This window comes from Pseudomonas sp. LBUM1656 (assembly GCF_059716065.1).
On sequence record NZ_CP166800.1, the window covers coordinates 4,967,567 to 4,983,562 of the forward strand.

The 15,996-nt window shown below is 58.7% G+C and carries 12 protein-coding genes; 5 read left to right on the forward strand and 7 right to left on the reverse strand.

The window, feature by feature from the left end:
• The first annotated feature begins 799 nt into the window (after positions 1 to 799).
• Positions 800 to 2,059, forward strand: coding sequence for an OprD family porin (locus tag ACA072_RS22480; protein WP_497620661.1), 1,260 nt, complete (start codon positions 800 to 802; stop codon positions 2,057 to 2,059).
• A 240-nt stretch (positions 2,060 to 2,299) separates the two neighbouring features.
• Here ACA072_RS22480 and ACA072_RS22485 read toward each other — a convergent pair whose 3' ends face one another.
• A complete protein-coding gene (locus tag ACA072_RS22485; RefSeq protein WP_497620663.1) occupies positions 2,300 to 3,142 on the reverse strand; it encodes a mechanosensitive ion channel family protein in 843 nt (280 codons plus the stop codon).
• Between the two features lie 139 nt (positions 3,143 to 3,281).
• Complete coding sequence (locus ACA072_RS22490) at positions 3,282 to 3,767, reverse strand: YajQ family cyclic di-GMP-binding protein (RefSeq protein ID WP_007906601.1); 486 nt, start codon at positions 3,765 to 3,767, stop codon at positions 3,282 to 3,284.
• Positions 3,768 to 3,906: 139 nt separating this feature from the next.
• Here ACA072_RS22490 and ACA072_RS22495 point away from each other — a divergent pair, with 139 nt between their 5' ends.
• The 3 genes from ACA072_RS22495 to ACA072_RS22505 are packed head-to-tail and all read left to right on the forward strand — an operon-like array spanning position 3,907 to position 7,491.
• Positions 3,907 to 4,824 carry a putative 2-dehydropantoate 2-reductase gene (locus ACA072_RS22495; RefSeq protein ID WP_497620665.1) on the forward strand — a complete coding sequence of 306 codons (918 nt, stop codon included), beginning with the start codon at positions 3,907 to 3,909 and terminating at the stop codon, positions 4,822 to 4,824.
• Positions 4,825 to 4,869: 45 nt separating this feature from the next.
• Complete coding sequence (locus ACA072_RS22500) at positions 4,870 to 6,906, forward strand: sensor histidine kinase (protein WP_497620667.1); 2,037 nt, start codon at positions 4,870 to 4,872, stop codon at positions 6,904 to 6,906.
• A gap of 3 nt (positions 6,907 to 6,909) precedes the next feature.
• Positions 6,910 to 7,491, forward strand: a complete 582-nt coding sequence (locus ACA072_RS22505; protein ID WP_497620669.1) for a cob(I)yrinic acid a,c-diamide adenosyltransferase — start codon at positions 6,910 to 6,912, stop codon at positions 7,489 to 7,491.
• A 126-nt stretch (positions 7,492 to 7,617) separates the two neighbouring features.
• Here the strand turns inward: ACA072_RS22505 and ACA072_RS22510 are convergent, their stop codons facing one another.
• The 4 genes from ACA072_RS22510 to secA all read right to left on the reverse strand — a co-directional run bounded on the left by ACA072_RS22510 (position 7,618) and on the right by secA (position 13,428).
• Positions 7,618 to 8,568 carry a Nudix family hydrolase gene (locus ACA072_RS22510; RefSeq protein WP_497620671.1) on the reverse strand — a complete coding sequence of 317 codons (951 nt, stop codon included), beginning with the start codon at positions 8,566 to 8,568 and terminating at the stop codon, positions 7,618 to 7,620.
• On the reverse strand, positions 8,565 to 9,197 hold the full coding sequence (locus ACA072_RS22515; protein ID WP_497313252.1) for a glutathione S-transferase family protein: 633 nt from the start codon (positions 9,195 to 9,197) through the stop codon (positions 8,565 to 8,567). Before ACA072_RS22515 ends, ACA072_RS22510 begins: the two co-directional genes overlap by 4 nt.
• A gap of 156 nt (positions 9,198 to 9,353) precedes the next feature.
• Positions 9,354 to 10,571, reverse strand: a complete 1,218-nt coding sequence (argJ, locus tag ACA072_RS22520; protein WP_497620673.1) for a bifunctional glutamate N-acetyltransferase/amino-acid acetyltransferase ArgJ — start codon at positions 10,569 to 10,571, stop codon at positions 9,354 to 9,356.
• A 121-nt stretch (positions 10,572 to 10,692) separates the two neighbouring features.
• On the reverse strand, positions 10,693 to 13,428 hold the full coding sequence (secA, locus tag ACA072_RS22525; protein WP_497620674.1) for a preprotein translocase subunit SecA: 2,736 nt from the start codon (positions 13,426 to 13,428) through the stop codon (positions 10,693 to 10,695).
• A gap of 307 nt (positions 13,429 to 13,735) precedes the next feature.
• Between secA and ACA072_RS22530 the strand changes: the two genes are divergently transcribed.
• Positions 13,736 to 14,191, forward strand: a complete 456-nt coding sequence (locus ACA072_RS22530; protein ID WP_497343234.1) for a DUF721 domain-containing protein — start codon at positions 13,736 to 13,738, stop codon at positions 14,189 to 14,191.
• Between the two features lie 134 nt (positions 14,192 to 14,325).
• Here the strand turns inward: ACA072_RS22530 and ACA072_RS22535 are convergent, their stop codons facing one another.
• A complete protein-coding gene (locus ACA072_RS22535; RefSeq protein WP_497620675.1) occupies positions 14,326 to 15,813 on the reverse strand; it encodes a helicase HerA-like domain-containing protein in 1,488 nt (495 codons plus the stop codon).
• Positions 15,814 to 15,996: the final 183 nt, after the last annotated feature.

Below are 15,996 nucleotides of genomic sequence, written 5' to 3' on the forward strand. Positions count from 1 at the left end.
CAGCATACCCGTGAAAGCCACTGCCTTCACGCCGTACGAATGCCCCGATATGTGCCATTTTTGCTCACGACGCACCATCACAGAACCGAAGATCACACCGAAAACGCCGAAATGACTGATTACCAATGAATAGTTCCGGGCGAGTCCGTTACCGCACTGTGTGATTTCAGCACAGCGATCAAGATTTTTTGCACCAAAACCGCACAGTGCGTCTACGCTGAGTTCGTCAGCATCCGCCAAGTACTCACTGGAGGGGTGAACCGGTAACATTTTTTGTTGTCACGCTGTCCACCTTCGGGTGACAACACCATGCAACGCATGGCGTCAAGCGCACAAAAAACGCGCTTGAAGCCCCCGGTTTTATGAGGTTTTTACGGCAGCAGGCAGGCTTCAGAAAAAAAACAGCTGCACAATTGCAGTTTGTGCACGCTTGTTGCATTCACACCCACATCGCCTTGAAAGCCTCCGCTGGAAGTGGAAGCCTCAAGGCAAATAAAAACAGCGGCAGGGTTGCCCGATGGAGATTCAAACGTTTCACCAGGGACTCTTTTTACCGACGCACACGCCTTGGAAAACAACACTAAAGTTGCCAGTCCTATTGCGTCGAGGCTCTAAATTTGCGACATCTACCAAGCTGTTTGCGACAGGGTCGTAAAGAAGCTGCAAGGTTAGATGCGCAAGTATCGCCAACATGATCGGCGTGATATAAGTTTGCGCCGACACAATAAAGAAAGAGCCGCCCAGATAAAAAAACAGGTGGGACGGCAGTACTCTTCTAAAACCAAAGGAGCAAATCACGATGCGCGTGATGAAGTGGAGCATGATCGCACTGGCTGTTTCGGCCAGTACTTCGCAGTTAGCAATGGCGTCCTCTCAAGAGGAATCCAAGGGCTTTTTTGAAGATCAGAGTCTGAATGTTCATAGCCGTATTCTGTACATGAACCGTGATTTCAAAAACAACCCTAGCACTACGCAAAGTTATCGCGAAGAGACTGGCCTCGGCGTGCGTACTACGTACGAGTCGGGCTTCACTCAGGGCACCGTAGGTTTCGGTGTGGATGCCTTGGTCAATGCCATGGTCAAACTGGACAGTGGCCGTGGCCGCACCGGTAATGGCATGTTCGGTCGTGATAGCGAAGGCCGCCCGGAAGACACCCAATCCAAGGCTGGCGGTGCAGTCAAGTTCCGTCTGTCCGACACGGTCCTGAAATATGGTAACCAATACGTTGCCAGCCCTGTCTTCTCCACAGACGACAGCCGTCTGCTGCCAGAAGTTGCTACCGGCACCCTCCTCACCAGTAAAGAGATCAAAGGGCTGGAGCTGACCGCAGGTCGTTTCAGCGCCTTGAGCTCGCAGACTGGCATGGGCCGTGACAGCATCAACGGACCGCACAACCCAGGCCTGACCAGTGCCAACATTGCCGGTGCGACCTACCAGTTCACCGACAATTTTGTAGCCGGCGTGGCTGCTTCCGATGTAGATGACTACTTCAAGAAGCAATACATCAACGCCAACTACACCCTGCCGATCAACGAAGATCAGTCCCTGAACTTCGACTTCAACGGCTATCGCTCCAAAAGCCAGGGTCAAGAGCTGAGCGGTGATATTGACAACCGCATCTGGTCTCTCTCCGCTGCCTATAGCCTCGGCGCCCACAAGTTCACCGTGGCGCACCAACGTTCCACTGGTGATTCCGGCTACGTTTATGGCGTTGACGGCGGCGGTACCATCTTCCTCGCCAACTCCGTTCAATACTCCGACTTCAACGGTCAAGACGAACGCTCCTGGCAGGCTCGCTATGACCTGAACATGAAGAGCTACGGCGTTCCTGGCTTGAGCTTCATGACTCGTTACATCCGTGGCGACAACATCACCACCGGTGACACTGAGTCCAAAGAACACGAATGGGACTTCGAGACCAAATATGTTCTGCAAAGCGGTCCAGCCAAGGACCTGTCTTTCCGCGTACGTAACGCGGTCTATCGTGCAAACTCCGCATACGATAGCGACAAAGTTGACACCCGCCTGATCATCGAGTACCCGCTGAGCATCCTGTAATCGGGGTGTCACACCGGTAGTAATGTAGAGCTTTGCTCTAATCAAAAACCGCTCACCTTCCAGGTGGGCGGTTTTTTTATGCCTGCCCGGTGTTAAATTCGTAAGCAGGCTAATAACGTTCACATGAATAACAGTAGGCAGCTAACATTTCTTTAGTGGCGACCACAAAAAACCCAAGCGTCTTATCGACTCTTGGGTTTTTGCGTTTAACTTGACCGAACAGCCAAGTAAAAAACGTTGTTACTGCACTGCAGCTTCCTGAACAACACGAATAACCCGCTGTGGAAACGGAATATCGATACCGGCCGTTTTCAAACGATCCCGGGACTGTTCATTAAACATGAACATCACATCCCAGTAATCAGCGGTCTTCACCCAAACACGCAGCGAAACAGTGATCGAACTGTCACCCAGCGTAGAAATGACGGCCTGCGGAGCCGGCTCAGTCAGAATACGTTCGTCATTGGCCAGCTCCAGCAATACTTCACGGGCCTTTTGCAAGTCCGCTTCGTAGTCCACACCCACATCAAACACTACTTTGCGGGTTGGCTGACGGTTAGTGTTGGTGATAATGCCGTTCGACAGGTTGCCGTTAGGGACGATGATGGTTTTGTTATCGCCGGTACGCAGCACAGTGTGGAAGATCTGGATATTGTCAACGGTACCAGCGACGCCTTGGGCTTCAATCCAGTCGCCGATGCGGAACGGACGAAACAGTAGAATCAGAATCCCGCCAGCAAAATTCGCCAGGCTGCCCTGCAAGGCAAGACCGATAGCCAAACTGCCCGCCGCAATAGCAGCAACGAACGAACTGGTTTCGATGCCGATCATCGAGGCCACGCTGACCACCAGCAAAATCTTCAGAACGATGTTTGCCAGACTGCTGATAAAACCCTGCAAAGCCTGATCGGCATTACGCAATGACAGCAGTTTGCCCAACTTCTGCGTCACCTTGTTGATCAGCCACCAACCGATGGCCAGCGTCACGACCGCCAGCAATACGCGGCTGCCGTACTCCATGATCATTGGAACCCAGGCTTGGGAGGCCTTGACCAGGTTGTCCACTTCGGTATTCAAATCCATCTACTTGCTCCTGATTTCCGGCCATCCGGCACACGAAAAAATAAGCGGCAGAAAAGATCGAACCTGTTGGGGATCAATCGTTTCTGCCGTTGCTTGGCCCTCGGACGCCGAAAACGCCAAGAGGTTCCCGTTTCGAAGCTTAGTCGCGGAAGTTGTTGAACTGCAGCGGCATGTCGAAGGTCTTGGCGCGCAGAGCCGCAATGGCTTCCTGCAAATCATCACGCTTCTTGCCGGTAATGCGCACTTGCTCGCCCTGAATGGCAGCCTGGACCTTGAGCTTGGCGTCCTTGACGTGAGCGACGATTTTCTTCGCCAGCTCTTTGTCGATGCCTTCCTTGAGGACCGCTTCCTGCTTCATCAGCTTGCCCGACGCGTAGGCATCTTTGACTTCAAGGCACTGCACGTCGATTTTGCGTTTGACCAGGGCCAGCTTGAGGATCTCGATCATCGCTTCAAGCTGGAAATCAGCCTCGGCGGTCAGGTTGACGGTCAGGTCCTTTTCCTTGAATTCAAAGGTGCCCTTGCCTTTCAGGTCATAACGGCGATCGAGTTCCTTGACGGCGTTCTCGACCGCGTTGGTGACTTCGTGTTTGTCCAGTTCGGATACCACGTCGAACGACGGCATGTAATCTCTCCAATAAAAGGCGCGCTCGATAGCGATGGCGCGCGCTTGGCTTGCGGTTAAAATCGGGCTCATTATAACGGGTCTTTTCCAACCGATACTGCGAGCCTCACATGCCTGCGCCAAACCGAGCAAAAAGCTGATGTCCACCACTTGGCATGTATTGGGCGCCGGCAGCCTCGGCACCCTGTGGGCCACCCGCCTGGCGCGAGCCGGAGTGCCGGTCCGGTTGATCGTGCGCGATGAGCAGCGTTTAAAGGCGTATCAGGCGGCGGGCGGGCTGACGCTGGTGGAGCATGGCGAAGCCAATACTTATGAGATCCCCGGTGAAACACCGCACAGCCGCGAACCGATCCACCGTCTGCTGGTGGCCTGCAAAGCCTACGATGCCGAGCAGGCCGTCGCCCAACTGGCCCCGCGCCTGACGCCTGATGCCGAGCTGATCCTGTTGCAAAACGGCCTCGGCAGTCAGGACGCCGTCGCCGCGCAGGTTCCGCAGGCGCGTTGCGTGTGCGCCTCGAGCACCGAAGGCGCATTTCGCGATGGCGACTGGCGCGTGGTGTTCGCCGGTCACGGCTACACCTGGCTGGGGGATGTCGGCCATCCGGTGGCGCCGATCTGGCTGGATGACCTCACTGCCGCCGGTATTCCTCACGAGTGGAGTACTGACATCCTGACCCGACTGTGGCGAAAACTGGCGCTCAACTGTGCGATCAATCCACTGACCGTGCTGCACGATTGCCGCAACGGCGGCTTGCAGGAACACCATTGCGAAGTCGCCACCCTCTGCGGCGAATTGACCGACTTGCTGGAACGTTGCGGTCAGCCGGCAGCCGCCAGGGACCTGCAACAGGAAGTCGAACGGGTGATTCATGCCACGGCGGCCAATTACTCCTCGATGCACCAGGACGTCGCCAGCCAGCGCCGAACTGAAATCAGCTACCTGCTGGGCCATGTCTGCAAAGTGGCGTCGCGGCACCAACTTAACCTGCCCCACCTCAATCAATTACAGCAGCGGCTGATTGCCCATCTTCAAAGCCTTGGATTGCCCAGCGACTGAGCAGCGGCTACGCTGGCCACTTGTTCCTTTTCAGCGATGAACCTGATGCCATTGCGCCAGCGTCTCGAAAACCTCCCCGTCGGCCAGAAACTGCTGGCCGCCCTGCTCGTGCTGTTGATCACCATCCTGCTGGTCGCCAACCTGACCTTTATCAGCGCCGCGTATTACATCTCCCAGGAAAGCATGGCGCCCCAGGCCCTGCAGACCATCGGCCGACTGGTGTCCAACCCGAGCCTGGTGGCCGACGCCTTGAAGTCGCCGCAAAGTGCCGAACGCCTGCTCAACGAACTCAACAGTTATTCACCGCTGCGGGCGGCGGCCCTGTATGACGGCAAGGGTGAACGACTGGCGCAATTGCAACATGGCGAAAAGCTGCACCTGCCCGATCGCTATCGGCACATCGAATCCTGGCAGGCCACCGAGTTTCGCAGTAACCAGGTGATCACCCTGCCCCGCCCCGGCACCGCGCCGGGGCATTTGTTGTTGGTGGCCAGCAGCGAATTGCCGGTGGCGTTCTACACCGGGACCCTGACCGCCAGCCTGGGCATTCTGATCTTCAGTGTGCTGTTGTGGCTGGTGATTGCCCGGCAGATCAAACGCCTGATTACCCGGCCGATCCATCAGCTCGAAGAGTTGTCCCGGCAAGTGACCCGTGAGGAGAACTACGCCCTGCGCGCCTCCCGTGGCAACCACGATGAAATCGGTAGCCTCGCCGAGGCGTTCAACACCATGCTCTCGCGGATCGAAGCCCGGGAGCAGCAGCTCAAACGTGCCCGGGATGACTCCCAGGCGGCTTACGATCAGGCGCAAGGCCTGGCCGAAGAAACCCGCCACACCAATCGCAAACTGGAACTCGAAGTCCAGGTGCGCAGCAAGATCGAGAAGAAACTCACCGGTTTCCAGAACTACCTCAACAGCATCATCGACTCCATGCCGTCGGCGCTGATCGCTCTCGACGAGCAGCTCTACGTGACCCAGTGGAATCAGGAGGCCAGCGCCCTGTCCGGCACGCGTCTGGACGAAGCCTTGAACCAGCCGATCTTCCTTGCCTTCGAGCCGCTGAAACCGTTTCTGCCGCAGCTCAAGCAAACCGTTGAACAACATACGGTGGCGAAAATCGAGCGTGTGACCTGGTTCAAGGACGATGAACCCAAGCATTACGCCCTCACCTTTTACCCGCTGATGGGCGGGGCCGGGCGCGGTGTGGTGATCCGCATCGACGACATCACCCAGCGCTTGTCGCTGGAAGAAATGATGGTGCAGTCGGAAAAAATGCTCTCGGTCGGTGGTCTCGCCGCCGGCATGGCCCACGAAATCAACAACCCGTTGGGCGCGATCCTGCACAACGTGCAGAACATTCGACGACGCCTGTCGCCTGATCTGCCGAAGAACCTCGAGCAAGCCGAGCAAGCCGGCATTTCTCTGGAAACGGTCAACAGATACCTGCAAGCACGCGAAGTACCGCAGCTGCTTGATGGCATTCAACAGGCCGGCGCCCGGGCGGCGAAGATTGTCACGCACATGCTCAGTTTCAGCCGCCGCAGCACCCGGCAAATGGCCCCGTGCGACCTGCCGGCGCTGATCGATCAGGCGGTGGAAATTGCCGGTAACGACTTTGACCTGGCCATCGGTTTCGACTTCAAGGGTCAGGCGATCATCCGTCAGTTTGACCCGGCGCTGGGCCCGGTGCCCGGCACGGCCAACGAACTGGAACAAGTGCTGCTCAACCTGCTGAAAAACGCCGCCCAGGCCATTCACCAACGTGAAGACGACAGCGAACCCGGCCGGATCATTTTGCGCACCCGGCTGAATCCGCCGTGGGCCGAGATCCAGGTCGAGGACAACGGCATCGGCATGAGCGAGAACGTGCGCAAACGCACCTTCGAGCCGTTCTTCACCACCAAGGAAATCGGTCAGGGCACAGGTCTTGGCTTGTCGGTCTCGTATTTCATCATCACCAATAACCACAAGGGTCAGATGGAGGTGCAATCGACACTGGGCCAAGGCACCTGTTTCACCTTGCGCCTGCCGCTGGCGGGCAGCCCCGTCATCTCCCAAGAACTCAATCAGCTATCGAGGTAACCCATGGGCTTTCGCTTGTCGAAGATTTACACCCGCACCGGCGACAAAGGCGAAACCGGACTCGGGGATGGCCGCCGCGTGCCCAAGGATCACCCGCGAATCGAGGCCATTGGCGAGGTCGACACACTGAACAGCCAGGTAGGCGTGCTGCTGGCCGGGTTGGCATCAGAAAGTGCTGCCTATCCAGGTTTGAACGAAGTGATCGAGGTGTTGGCGCCTTGCCAGCATCGGTTGTTCGACCTGGGTGGCGAGTTGGCGATGCCGGTGTATCAGGCGTTGAATGAAGCGGAAATCGAACGGCTGGAAGCGGCGATTGATCTGTGGAATGAAGAGTTGGGACCGCTGGAGAATTTCATTCTGCCGGGTGGATCAATGCTTATTGCCCAGGCCCATGTGTGCAGAAGCCTGGCGCGCAGCGCGGAGCGGCGGTGCCAGCAGTTGAATGCGATTGAACCGTTGGCCGGGGTTGGCTTGGCATATATCAATCGGTTGTCGGATGTGTTGTTTGTGGTGGCGAGGGTGATTGCCAAGCGCCAGGGGGTTGCCGAGATTCTTTGGCAGCCGGCTGCTAAACCTGGGATTTAATCCAGAAGATAGTTTTCGTCAGATAAGCAGCCTTCGCGAGCAAGCCCGCTCCCACTTTTGACCGAGTTCTTTCAGAAGAAATGCGATCAAATGTGGGAGCGGGCTTGCTCGCGATGGGGCCAGTGGCTACACCACAGAATCAGGCCAGAACGCCCGAATCCCCGCCACACCCTGCGCCCCCGCCTCCCAAGCCTTTTGCTGCTCCGCCGGGCCAACACCGCCCAACAGGAAAACCGGCTTGCTGAAACCTTCGATCAACGCCGCAGCCTGCTCCCAACCCAACGGCATTGCATCCGGATGAGTCAGCGTCGGCTGCACCGGCGACAAGGTCACAAAATCCACCCCCATCTGCTCGGCCAGCGCCAGCTCTTCAGCATTGTGGCAAGACGCCGCCAACCAGCGCGACGCCGGTAACGGCCGACCCGCTGCCGCGTATTTGCGCAACTGTGCCGCGGTGATGTGCCAGCCGGCGGACGGGAAATCGCCCAGCCACTCGAACGGGCCCTTGATCATCAACTGCGCCTTGCCGGCACACAGCCCCGCCGCATCCACCGCCAGATCCCGGTATTTCGGATCGTAACCGTTGGGTGCACGCAGCTGGATCAACTTGATACCGCCAGCGATGGCTTTCTGGATACCGCGCAGCAAGGCCGGGGTTTCCAGGTCTTCAGGCGTAATCAAATACTGTGCGGGCAAACGGGCGGCCGCAACGATCGGTTGGTTGGCCGCCGGGAACTCGTAGTTCAGCAGATCACGCTGAGCCACCCATTCCAGCGGCTGGCCTTCGGCGCCGTGGGGTTCGCCGGTAAAGGCCGAGACTTCCCAAACGTCCAGCAACACTTGCTTGTCCGGGTAATCGTGACGGACTTTGATCAAGGGGCGCGCGGCGCTGACCACAATGCCCAGCTCTTCCTGGAGTTCGCGAGCCAAGGCGCTTTCGACGGACTCATCGTCCTCGACCTTGCCACCGGGGAATTCCCACAAACCGCCCTGATGCTGGGTGTCGGCACGGCGTGCGATCAGGATCTTGCCGCTGCTGTCACGGATAACGGCGGCGGCTACGTGTACTCGTTTCACTGCCCAATCTCCTCCAGGCCTGCCTTCTGCCAAGCCTTGAACGACGGCCATTGGTAGACGGTTTCAACATAGGCTTCGTCCGCTGCCGGCAACTTCACCTGATAAGTGCGCAGGCGCACGGCAATCGGTGCGAAGAAGGCATCGGCGAGGGTCGCACCGCCAAACAGGAACGGACCGGTCTCAGTGGCGGCCGCACGACATTCAGCCCACAACGCCAGCATGCGCTCGATGTCCGCTTGCACCTCAGGAGGTGTCGGCGACAGCGGTGCGTCGCGGCTCAGGTCGAACGGCATGTTGCCGCGCATGGCAAAGAACCCGGCGTGCATTTGCGCACAGGCCGAACGCGCCTGGGCACGGGCGGCGGGGTCTTTAGGCCAGAGCCCGGCGTCGGGAAATTGCTCGGCCAGGTATTCGGCAATCGCCAGGGAATCGGCGATGGTGCCGTGTTCGGTTTTCAGCAGCGGGACTTTACCGGTCGGCGAGTGCTTGAGCAGCCGTTCGCGGGTGTCCGGTTGATTCAGCTTGATCAGTTCTTCGGTGTAAGGGGCGCCGGTGAGGTCAAGGGCCAGAGCGCCGCGCAGGGACCAGGAGGAAAGCAGTTTGTCGCCGATGATCAGGTGGAGGCTCATGTTCGGGACCTTTTGAGAAGGGTAATGTCCAGACTCTTTAGTGCCTGGTCGGCCGCCTTCGCGAGCAAGCCCGCTCCCACATTGGATTTGTGTACACCTCGATCCATTGTGGGAGCGAGCCTGCTCGCGATTGCAGCGACTCGGTCTATGAGGTGATCAAGTACGGTACTCGGCGTTGATCTTCACGTATTCGTGGGACAGGTCGGTGGTCCAGATGGTTTCGCTGCAATCGCCGCGACCCAGTTCGATACGGATGGTGATCTCTTCCTGCTGCATCACCGCCGCGCCCTGGGCTTCGGTGTAGGTCGCGGCGCGGGCGCCACGGCTGGCGATGCAGACTTCGCCGAGGAACACGTCGATCTTGCTCACGTCCAGGTTCGGCACGCCGGCACGGCCGACGGCGGCGAGGATGCGGCCCCAGTTCGGGTCGGACGCGAACAGGGCGGTCTTGATCAGCGGCGAGTGCGCCACGGTGTAACCGACGTCCAGGCATTCCTGGTGATTGCCGCCGCCGTTGACTTCGACGGTGACGAACTTGGTCGCGCCTTCGCCGTCACGCACGATGGCCTGGGCCACGTCCATGCACACTTCGAACACGGCCTGTTTGAGCTTGGCGAACAACTCACCACTGGCGTCGGTGATTTCCGGCAGCGCAGCCTGACCGGTGGCGATCAGCATGCAGCAATCGTTGGTCGATGTGTCGCCGTCGATGGTGATGCGGTTGAACGACTTGTTCGCACCGTCCAGCAGCAGGTTTTGCAGCACGTCGCGGGCGACTTTGGCGTCGGTGGCGATGTAGCCGAGCATGGTCGCCATGTTCGGACGGATCATGCCCGCGCCTTTGCTGATGCCGGTGACGGTGATGGTTACGCCGTCATGCTGGAACTGGCGGCTGGCACCTTTTGGCAAGGTGTCGGTGGTCATGATGCCGGTGGCGGCCGCTTCCCAGTTGTTGACCGACAGATCATCAAGGGCAGCCTGCAAAGCACCTTCGATTTTCTCGACCGGCAGCGGCTCGCCGATTACACCCGTGGAGTACGGCAGCACCAGGCTGGCGTCGACGCCGGTCAGTTCAGCCAGTTTCGCGCAGGTACGCTCGGCAGCGGCAAGGCCAGGTTCGCCGGTGCCGGCGTTGGCGTTGCCGGTGTTGGTCAGCAGGTAACGCACCGGGCCTTGCACGCGTTGCTTGGCCAGAATCACAGGTGCTGCGCAAAACGCGTTCAGGGTGAACACGCCCGCCACCGTGGAGCCTTCGGCGCAGCGCATGACCACGACATCCTTGCGCCCCGGGCGCTTGATGCCGGCCGAGGCGATACCGAGTTCAAAACCGGCAACCGGGTGCAACGTTGGCAAAGGACCAAGACCAACAGCCATGAATGCGCTCCTTATAAATGATGTCAGCACCGCTTTCAGGAAGAACGGTGGTGTAAATGGCAAAACGCCGCGACGGCTGATGCCGGTCGCGGCGCGGGTATTTCAGCGATTGAAACGGGGTTTACTGGATCTGCCCGTGGCAATGCTTGAATTTCTTGCCCGAACCGCAGTAGCACAGTTCGTTACGGCCCAGCTTCTGTTCGTTGCGAACCGGTGCGGTGGCGAGGGCTACATCGACCTCTTCACCGAGCAGTTCCGGTTGCTCAAGACCTGGCGCCTCGTCGTGCAGAAACTGCATGCGCGCAGCCAGTGCCTCGGCTTCCTGACGCAGGCGTTGCTCTTCTTCGATCGGATCTTCGCGGCGAACCTGAACGTGCGACAGCACACGGATCGAGTCGCGCTTGATCGAATCCAGCAGCTCGGAGAACAGCGTGAACGACTCGCGCTTGTACTCTTGCTTCGGGTTCTTCTGCGCATAACCACGCAAGTGGATGCCGTGACGCAAGTGATCCATGGTCGACAGGTGGTCTTTCCACAGGTCGTCCAGAACACGCAGGACGATTTGCTTCTCGAAGGTGCGCAGCGCATCGGCGCCGGCCTGGTCTTCTTTCTCGTTGTAGGCAGCGATGAGCTCCTGCATCAGCTTCTCGCGCAGGGTTTCTTCGTACAGGTGATCGTCTTCGTCGAGCCATTTCTGGATCGGCAATGCCACACCGAAGTCGCTCTGCAACGCAGCTTCCAGACCAGCCACGTCCCACTGCTCAGGCAGCGATTGCGGTGGAATGTGCGCACTGATGGTTGCGTTGAGCACGTCCTGACGGAAGTCGGCGATGGTTTCACCGATGTTGTCGGCGGCCAGCAACGTGTTACGCATGTGATAGATCACTTTACGCTGTTCGTTGTTGACGTCGTCGAACTCGAGCAGTTGTTTACGAATGTCGAAGTTGCGGCCTTCAACCTTGCGCTGAGCTTTTTCGATGGCGTTGGTCACCATGCGGTGCTCGATCGCTTCACCGGACTGCATGCCCAGGGCCTTCATGAAGTTCTTCACCCGGTCAGAGGCGAAGATGCGCATCAGGCTGTCTTCCAGCGACAGGTAGAAGCGACTTGAACCGGCGTCACCCTGACGACCGGCACGACCACGCAGCTGGTTGTCGATACGGCGCGATTCGTGGCGCTCGGAAGCGATCACCTGCAAGCCGCCCGACTCCAGCACTTGCTGGTGACGTTTCTGCCAGTCGGCCTTGATCTGGGCAATCTGCTCAGGGGTCGGGTTTTCCAGGGTCGCGACTTCCACTTCCCAGTTGCCGCCCAACAGAATGTCGGTACCGCGACCGGCCATGTTAGTGGCAATGGTCAGCGCGCCCGGACGACCGGCCTGGGCAATGATCTCGGCTTCTTTTTCGTGGAACTTGGCGTTCAGGACCTTGTGTTCGATGCCTTCCTTCTGCAGCAGCGCAGACATGTGCTCGGACGTTTCGATGGTTGCAGTACCCACCAGCACCGGACGGCCCAGGGTCATGCATTCCTTGATGTCATTGATGATCGCCGCGTATTTCTCTTCGGCGGTCAGGAACACCAGGTCGTTGTAATCTTTACGCGCCAGCGGTTTGTTCGGCGGGATAACCATCACCGACAGACCGTAGATCTGGTGGAATTCGAACGCTTCGGTGTCCGCGGTACCGGTCATGCCGGACAGCTTGTTGTACAGACGGAAGTAGTTCTGGAACGTGGTCGAGGCCAGGGTCTGGCTCTCGGCCTGGATGTTCAGGTTTTCCTTGGCTTCGATGGCCTGGTGCAGGCCTTCGGACAGACGACGACCCGGCATGGTACGACCGGTGTGTTCGTCGACCAGGACAACCTGACCGTCCTGCACGATGTATTCGATGTTGCGGTTGAACAGTTTGTGAGCGCGCAGACCGGCATAAACGTGGGTCAGCAGGCCCAGGTTGTGCGCCGAATACAGACTCTCGCCTTCAGCCAGCAGGCCGACGCGGGTGAGCATGTCTTCGATGAACTGGTGACCGGCTTCGTTGAGTTCGACCTGACGGGTCTTCTCGTCGACGGTGTAATGGCCAGCCTTGGTGACTTCGCCTTCCACTTCTTCGACGTGCAATTCCAGCTGCGGGATCAGTTTGTTGATCTCGATGTACAGCTTGGAGCTGTCCTCGGCCTGACCGGAAATGATCAGCGGGGTACGGGCTTCGTCGATGAGGATGGAGTCGACTTCGTCGATCACGGCAAAATTGAGTTCGCGCTGGAATTTTTCTTCCATGCTGAACGCCATGTTGTCGCGCAGGTAATCGAAACCGAATTCGTTGTTGGTGCCGTAGGTAATGTCGGCAGCGTAGGCCAGACGTTTCTCTTCCGGCGGCTGGAACGGCGTGACAACACCGACCGACATGCCGAGGAATTCGTAGAGCGGACGCATCCAGTTGGCGTCACGACGGGCCAGGTAGTCGTTCACCGTCACAACGTGCACGCCCTTGCCGGACAGTGCGTTGAGGTAAACGCCCAGTGTTGCCACCAGGGTCTTGCCTTCACCGGTACGCATTTCCGCGATCTGGCCTTCATGCAAGGTCATGCCGCCGATCAGCTGGACATCGAAGTGGCGCATACCCATGACGCGCTTGCCGGCTTCGCGGGCGACCGCAAAGGCTTCTGGCAGCAGCTTGTCGAGGGTTTCCCCTTTGGCGATGCGGGCCTTGAACTCGTCTGTCTTGGCACGCAATTGATCGTCCGAAAGGGCCACCATTTGCTCTTCGAAGGCATTGACGAGTTGCACCGTCTTGAGCATGCGTTTGACTTCACGCTCGTTCTTGCTTCCAAAAAGTTTCTTTAACAAAGGCGCAAACATATCGGCAGGATCTTCCACACTAAAGGGATGGAGGGCGGCCCCGTGAGTCGCCCGTGCAGCCCTCATGGCCGCATGCGAACGAGCATTCTACCCGGAAACGATGGTGAGGAAAGTGGCGTTATTCCACGATGCATGCACTGCGCTGTTACGGGGCTCACTTAAAATAAGGGCTTTTTGCTGAACTTCAAGCCATTCACGGCAGAAGTTACTTGTTGATTTAATGGGTAAAGCGCTCGCAAAGCAATGGGTCGGGTGCATGAGGCGCTTTCTGCTACCATGGCGGCTCTGTTACTTCAGGTGTCTGATCATGGCATTTCGCCCTCTTACGGCCAGAGCACCCGCCGTTCTGCTTCGCGAAGCCAAACCGCTGAAAGCCATTTTCGGCCACGCTCAACGCCTGGGTCATTTACAACGTCTGCTCGAAAGCCAGTTGCAGCCTGCCGCGCGCGAGCATTGCCATGTGGCCTCGTGGCGCGAAGGCAGTTTATTGCTGATCGTCACCGACGGTCATTGGGCCACCCGCCTGCGTTATCAGCAGAAGCGTCTGCAACGCCAGTTACAGATGTTCGACGAATTCGCCAGCCTGACGCGGATTCTGTTCAAAGTGCAGCCGCCGACCGTTCAGCAAGGGGCGACGGGCCATACGATCAGTTTGTCGACCGATGCCGGCGCGACCATTCAGGCCACGGCCGATGGCATCAGCGATCCGAATCTGCGGGCGGCGCTGGAACGCCTGGCGGCGCACGCCAAACCCAAAACCTGAGATCACCGATACCGATCGTTCCCACGCTCTGCGTGGGAATGCCTCTTGTGACGCTCTGCGTCACGCTTTGGGACGCGGAGCGTCCCGGGCTGCATTCCCACGCGGAGCGTGGGAACGATCATTGTGCCCGTTTGTTAGCGCCGTTTGCTGCCGCCCAGTAGCGAGCCCATCAGTCCGCGTACCAGCTGTCGGCCCAGTTGATTGGCCGCCTGGCGCATCGCCGATTTCAGCGCCTGCCCCGCCGCCGTGCCGAGGAACTCCCCGGCCTTGTCGGTAAAGCTTGGCTCTTCGGCCGCTGGTTTACCCGGAACGGCGTCAGGCTCTGGGGCCAACCCTTTGCGCCCCATCAATATTTCATACGCTGACTCCCGATCAACCGGCTTGTCATACCGTCCCTTGAACGGCGACCCGGCGATCAGCATCGTGCGCTCGGTTTCGGTCAACGGCCCGATCCGCGATTGCGGCGGGGCGACCAATACGCGCTGGACCATCCCCGGCGTGCCCTTGTCCTGCAAGGTGCCGACCAGCGCCTCGCCGATCCCCAGCTCAGTCAGCACCGACAAGGCATCGAACGCAGGATTAGGCCGGAAGCCTTCCGCCACTGCCCGCAAGGATTTCTGCTCCTTGGCGGTGAAGGCGCGCAAACCGTGCTGGATGCGCAGGCCGAGCTGGGCCAGCACGTCGTCCGGCAAGTCGCCCGGCGATTGGGTGACGAAATACACGCCCACACCTTTGGAACGAATCAGCCGCACCACCTGCTCCAGACGATCCTGCAACGCCTTGGGCGTGCCGGCGAACAACAAATGCGCTTCGTCGAAAAACAGCGCCAACAGCGGTTTGTCCGAATCGCCCCGCTCCGGCAGTTGCTCGAACAACTCGGCCAGCAACCACAGCAAGAACGTCGCATACACCTTCGGCGCTTCGTGAACCAGACGACTGGCATCCAGCAAGTGAATGCGCCCACGGCCATCGGCCGTCGGTTGCAGAATGTCTTCGAGTTGCAGCGCCGGTTCGCCGAACAGCGCTTCGGCGCCTTGTTGCTCCAGGGTCGCCAGACGCCGCAACAGCGCCTGACTGGAACCGGTGGTCATCAACGCCGCGTCGTCCCCCAGCAATTCGGGGTTGTCGCGCAGGTGATTGAGCAGCGCTTTCAAATCCTTCAGGTCCAGCAGCAACAGCCCTTCGCGGTCCGCCACCTTGAACGCGGCATACAGCGCCGACTGCTGACTGTCGGTCAGCTCCAGCAGGCTTCCGATCAGTAACGGGCCCATTTCGCTCAAGGTGGTGCGCAATGGATGACCGGACTGACCGTGAATGTCCCACAGGGTGACCGGATAAGCCGTCGGCTTGTGATTCAGCCACGGCATCCCGGCGATCCGCTCGGCGATTTTGCCCTGCGGATTGCCGGCGGCGCCCAGGCCGCACAGGTCGCCCTTGATGTCGGCTGCAAACACCGCCACGCCAGCGTCGCTGAACGCTTCGGCCAGACGCTGCAACGTGACGGTTTTCCCGGTCCCGGTAGCGCCCGCGACCAGACCGTGACGGTTCGCCAGGCGCATGGCCTGGGAGACAGGTTGGCCGGTCAGGTCGGCGCCGATAACGAGTTGCAATGAGTCAGGCATTTTGTCACCCATGGTTAATCTTTGATCCTGCATGGCCGATACAAACAGTTGTGAGACCAATCCGAAAATAGCGTCGGTAATTCCCTAAGGAGAGGATGGAAATATCAGCTTTTTTTCAACATTGCCCATTTAGCGTGCCTTTATAAAAGCATGCTCAGGACATTAAGACCTTAGCGGAACCCC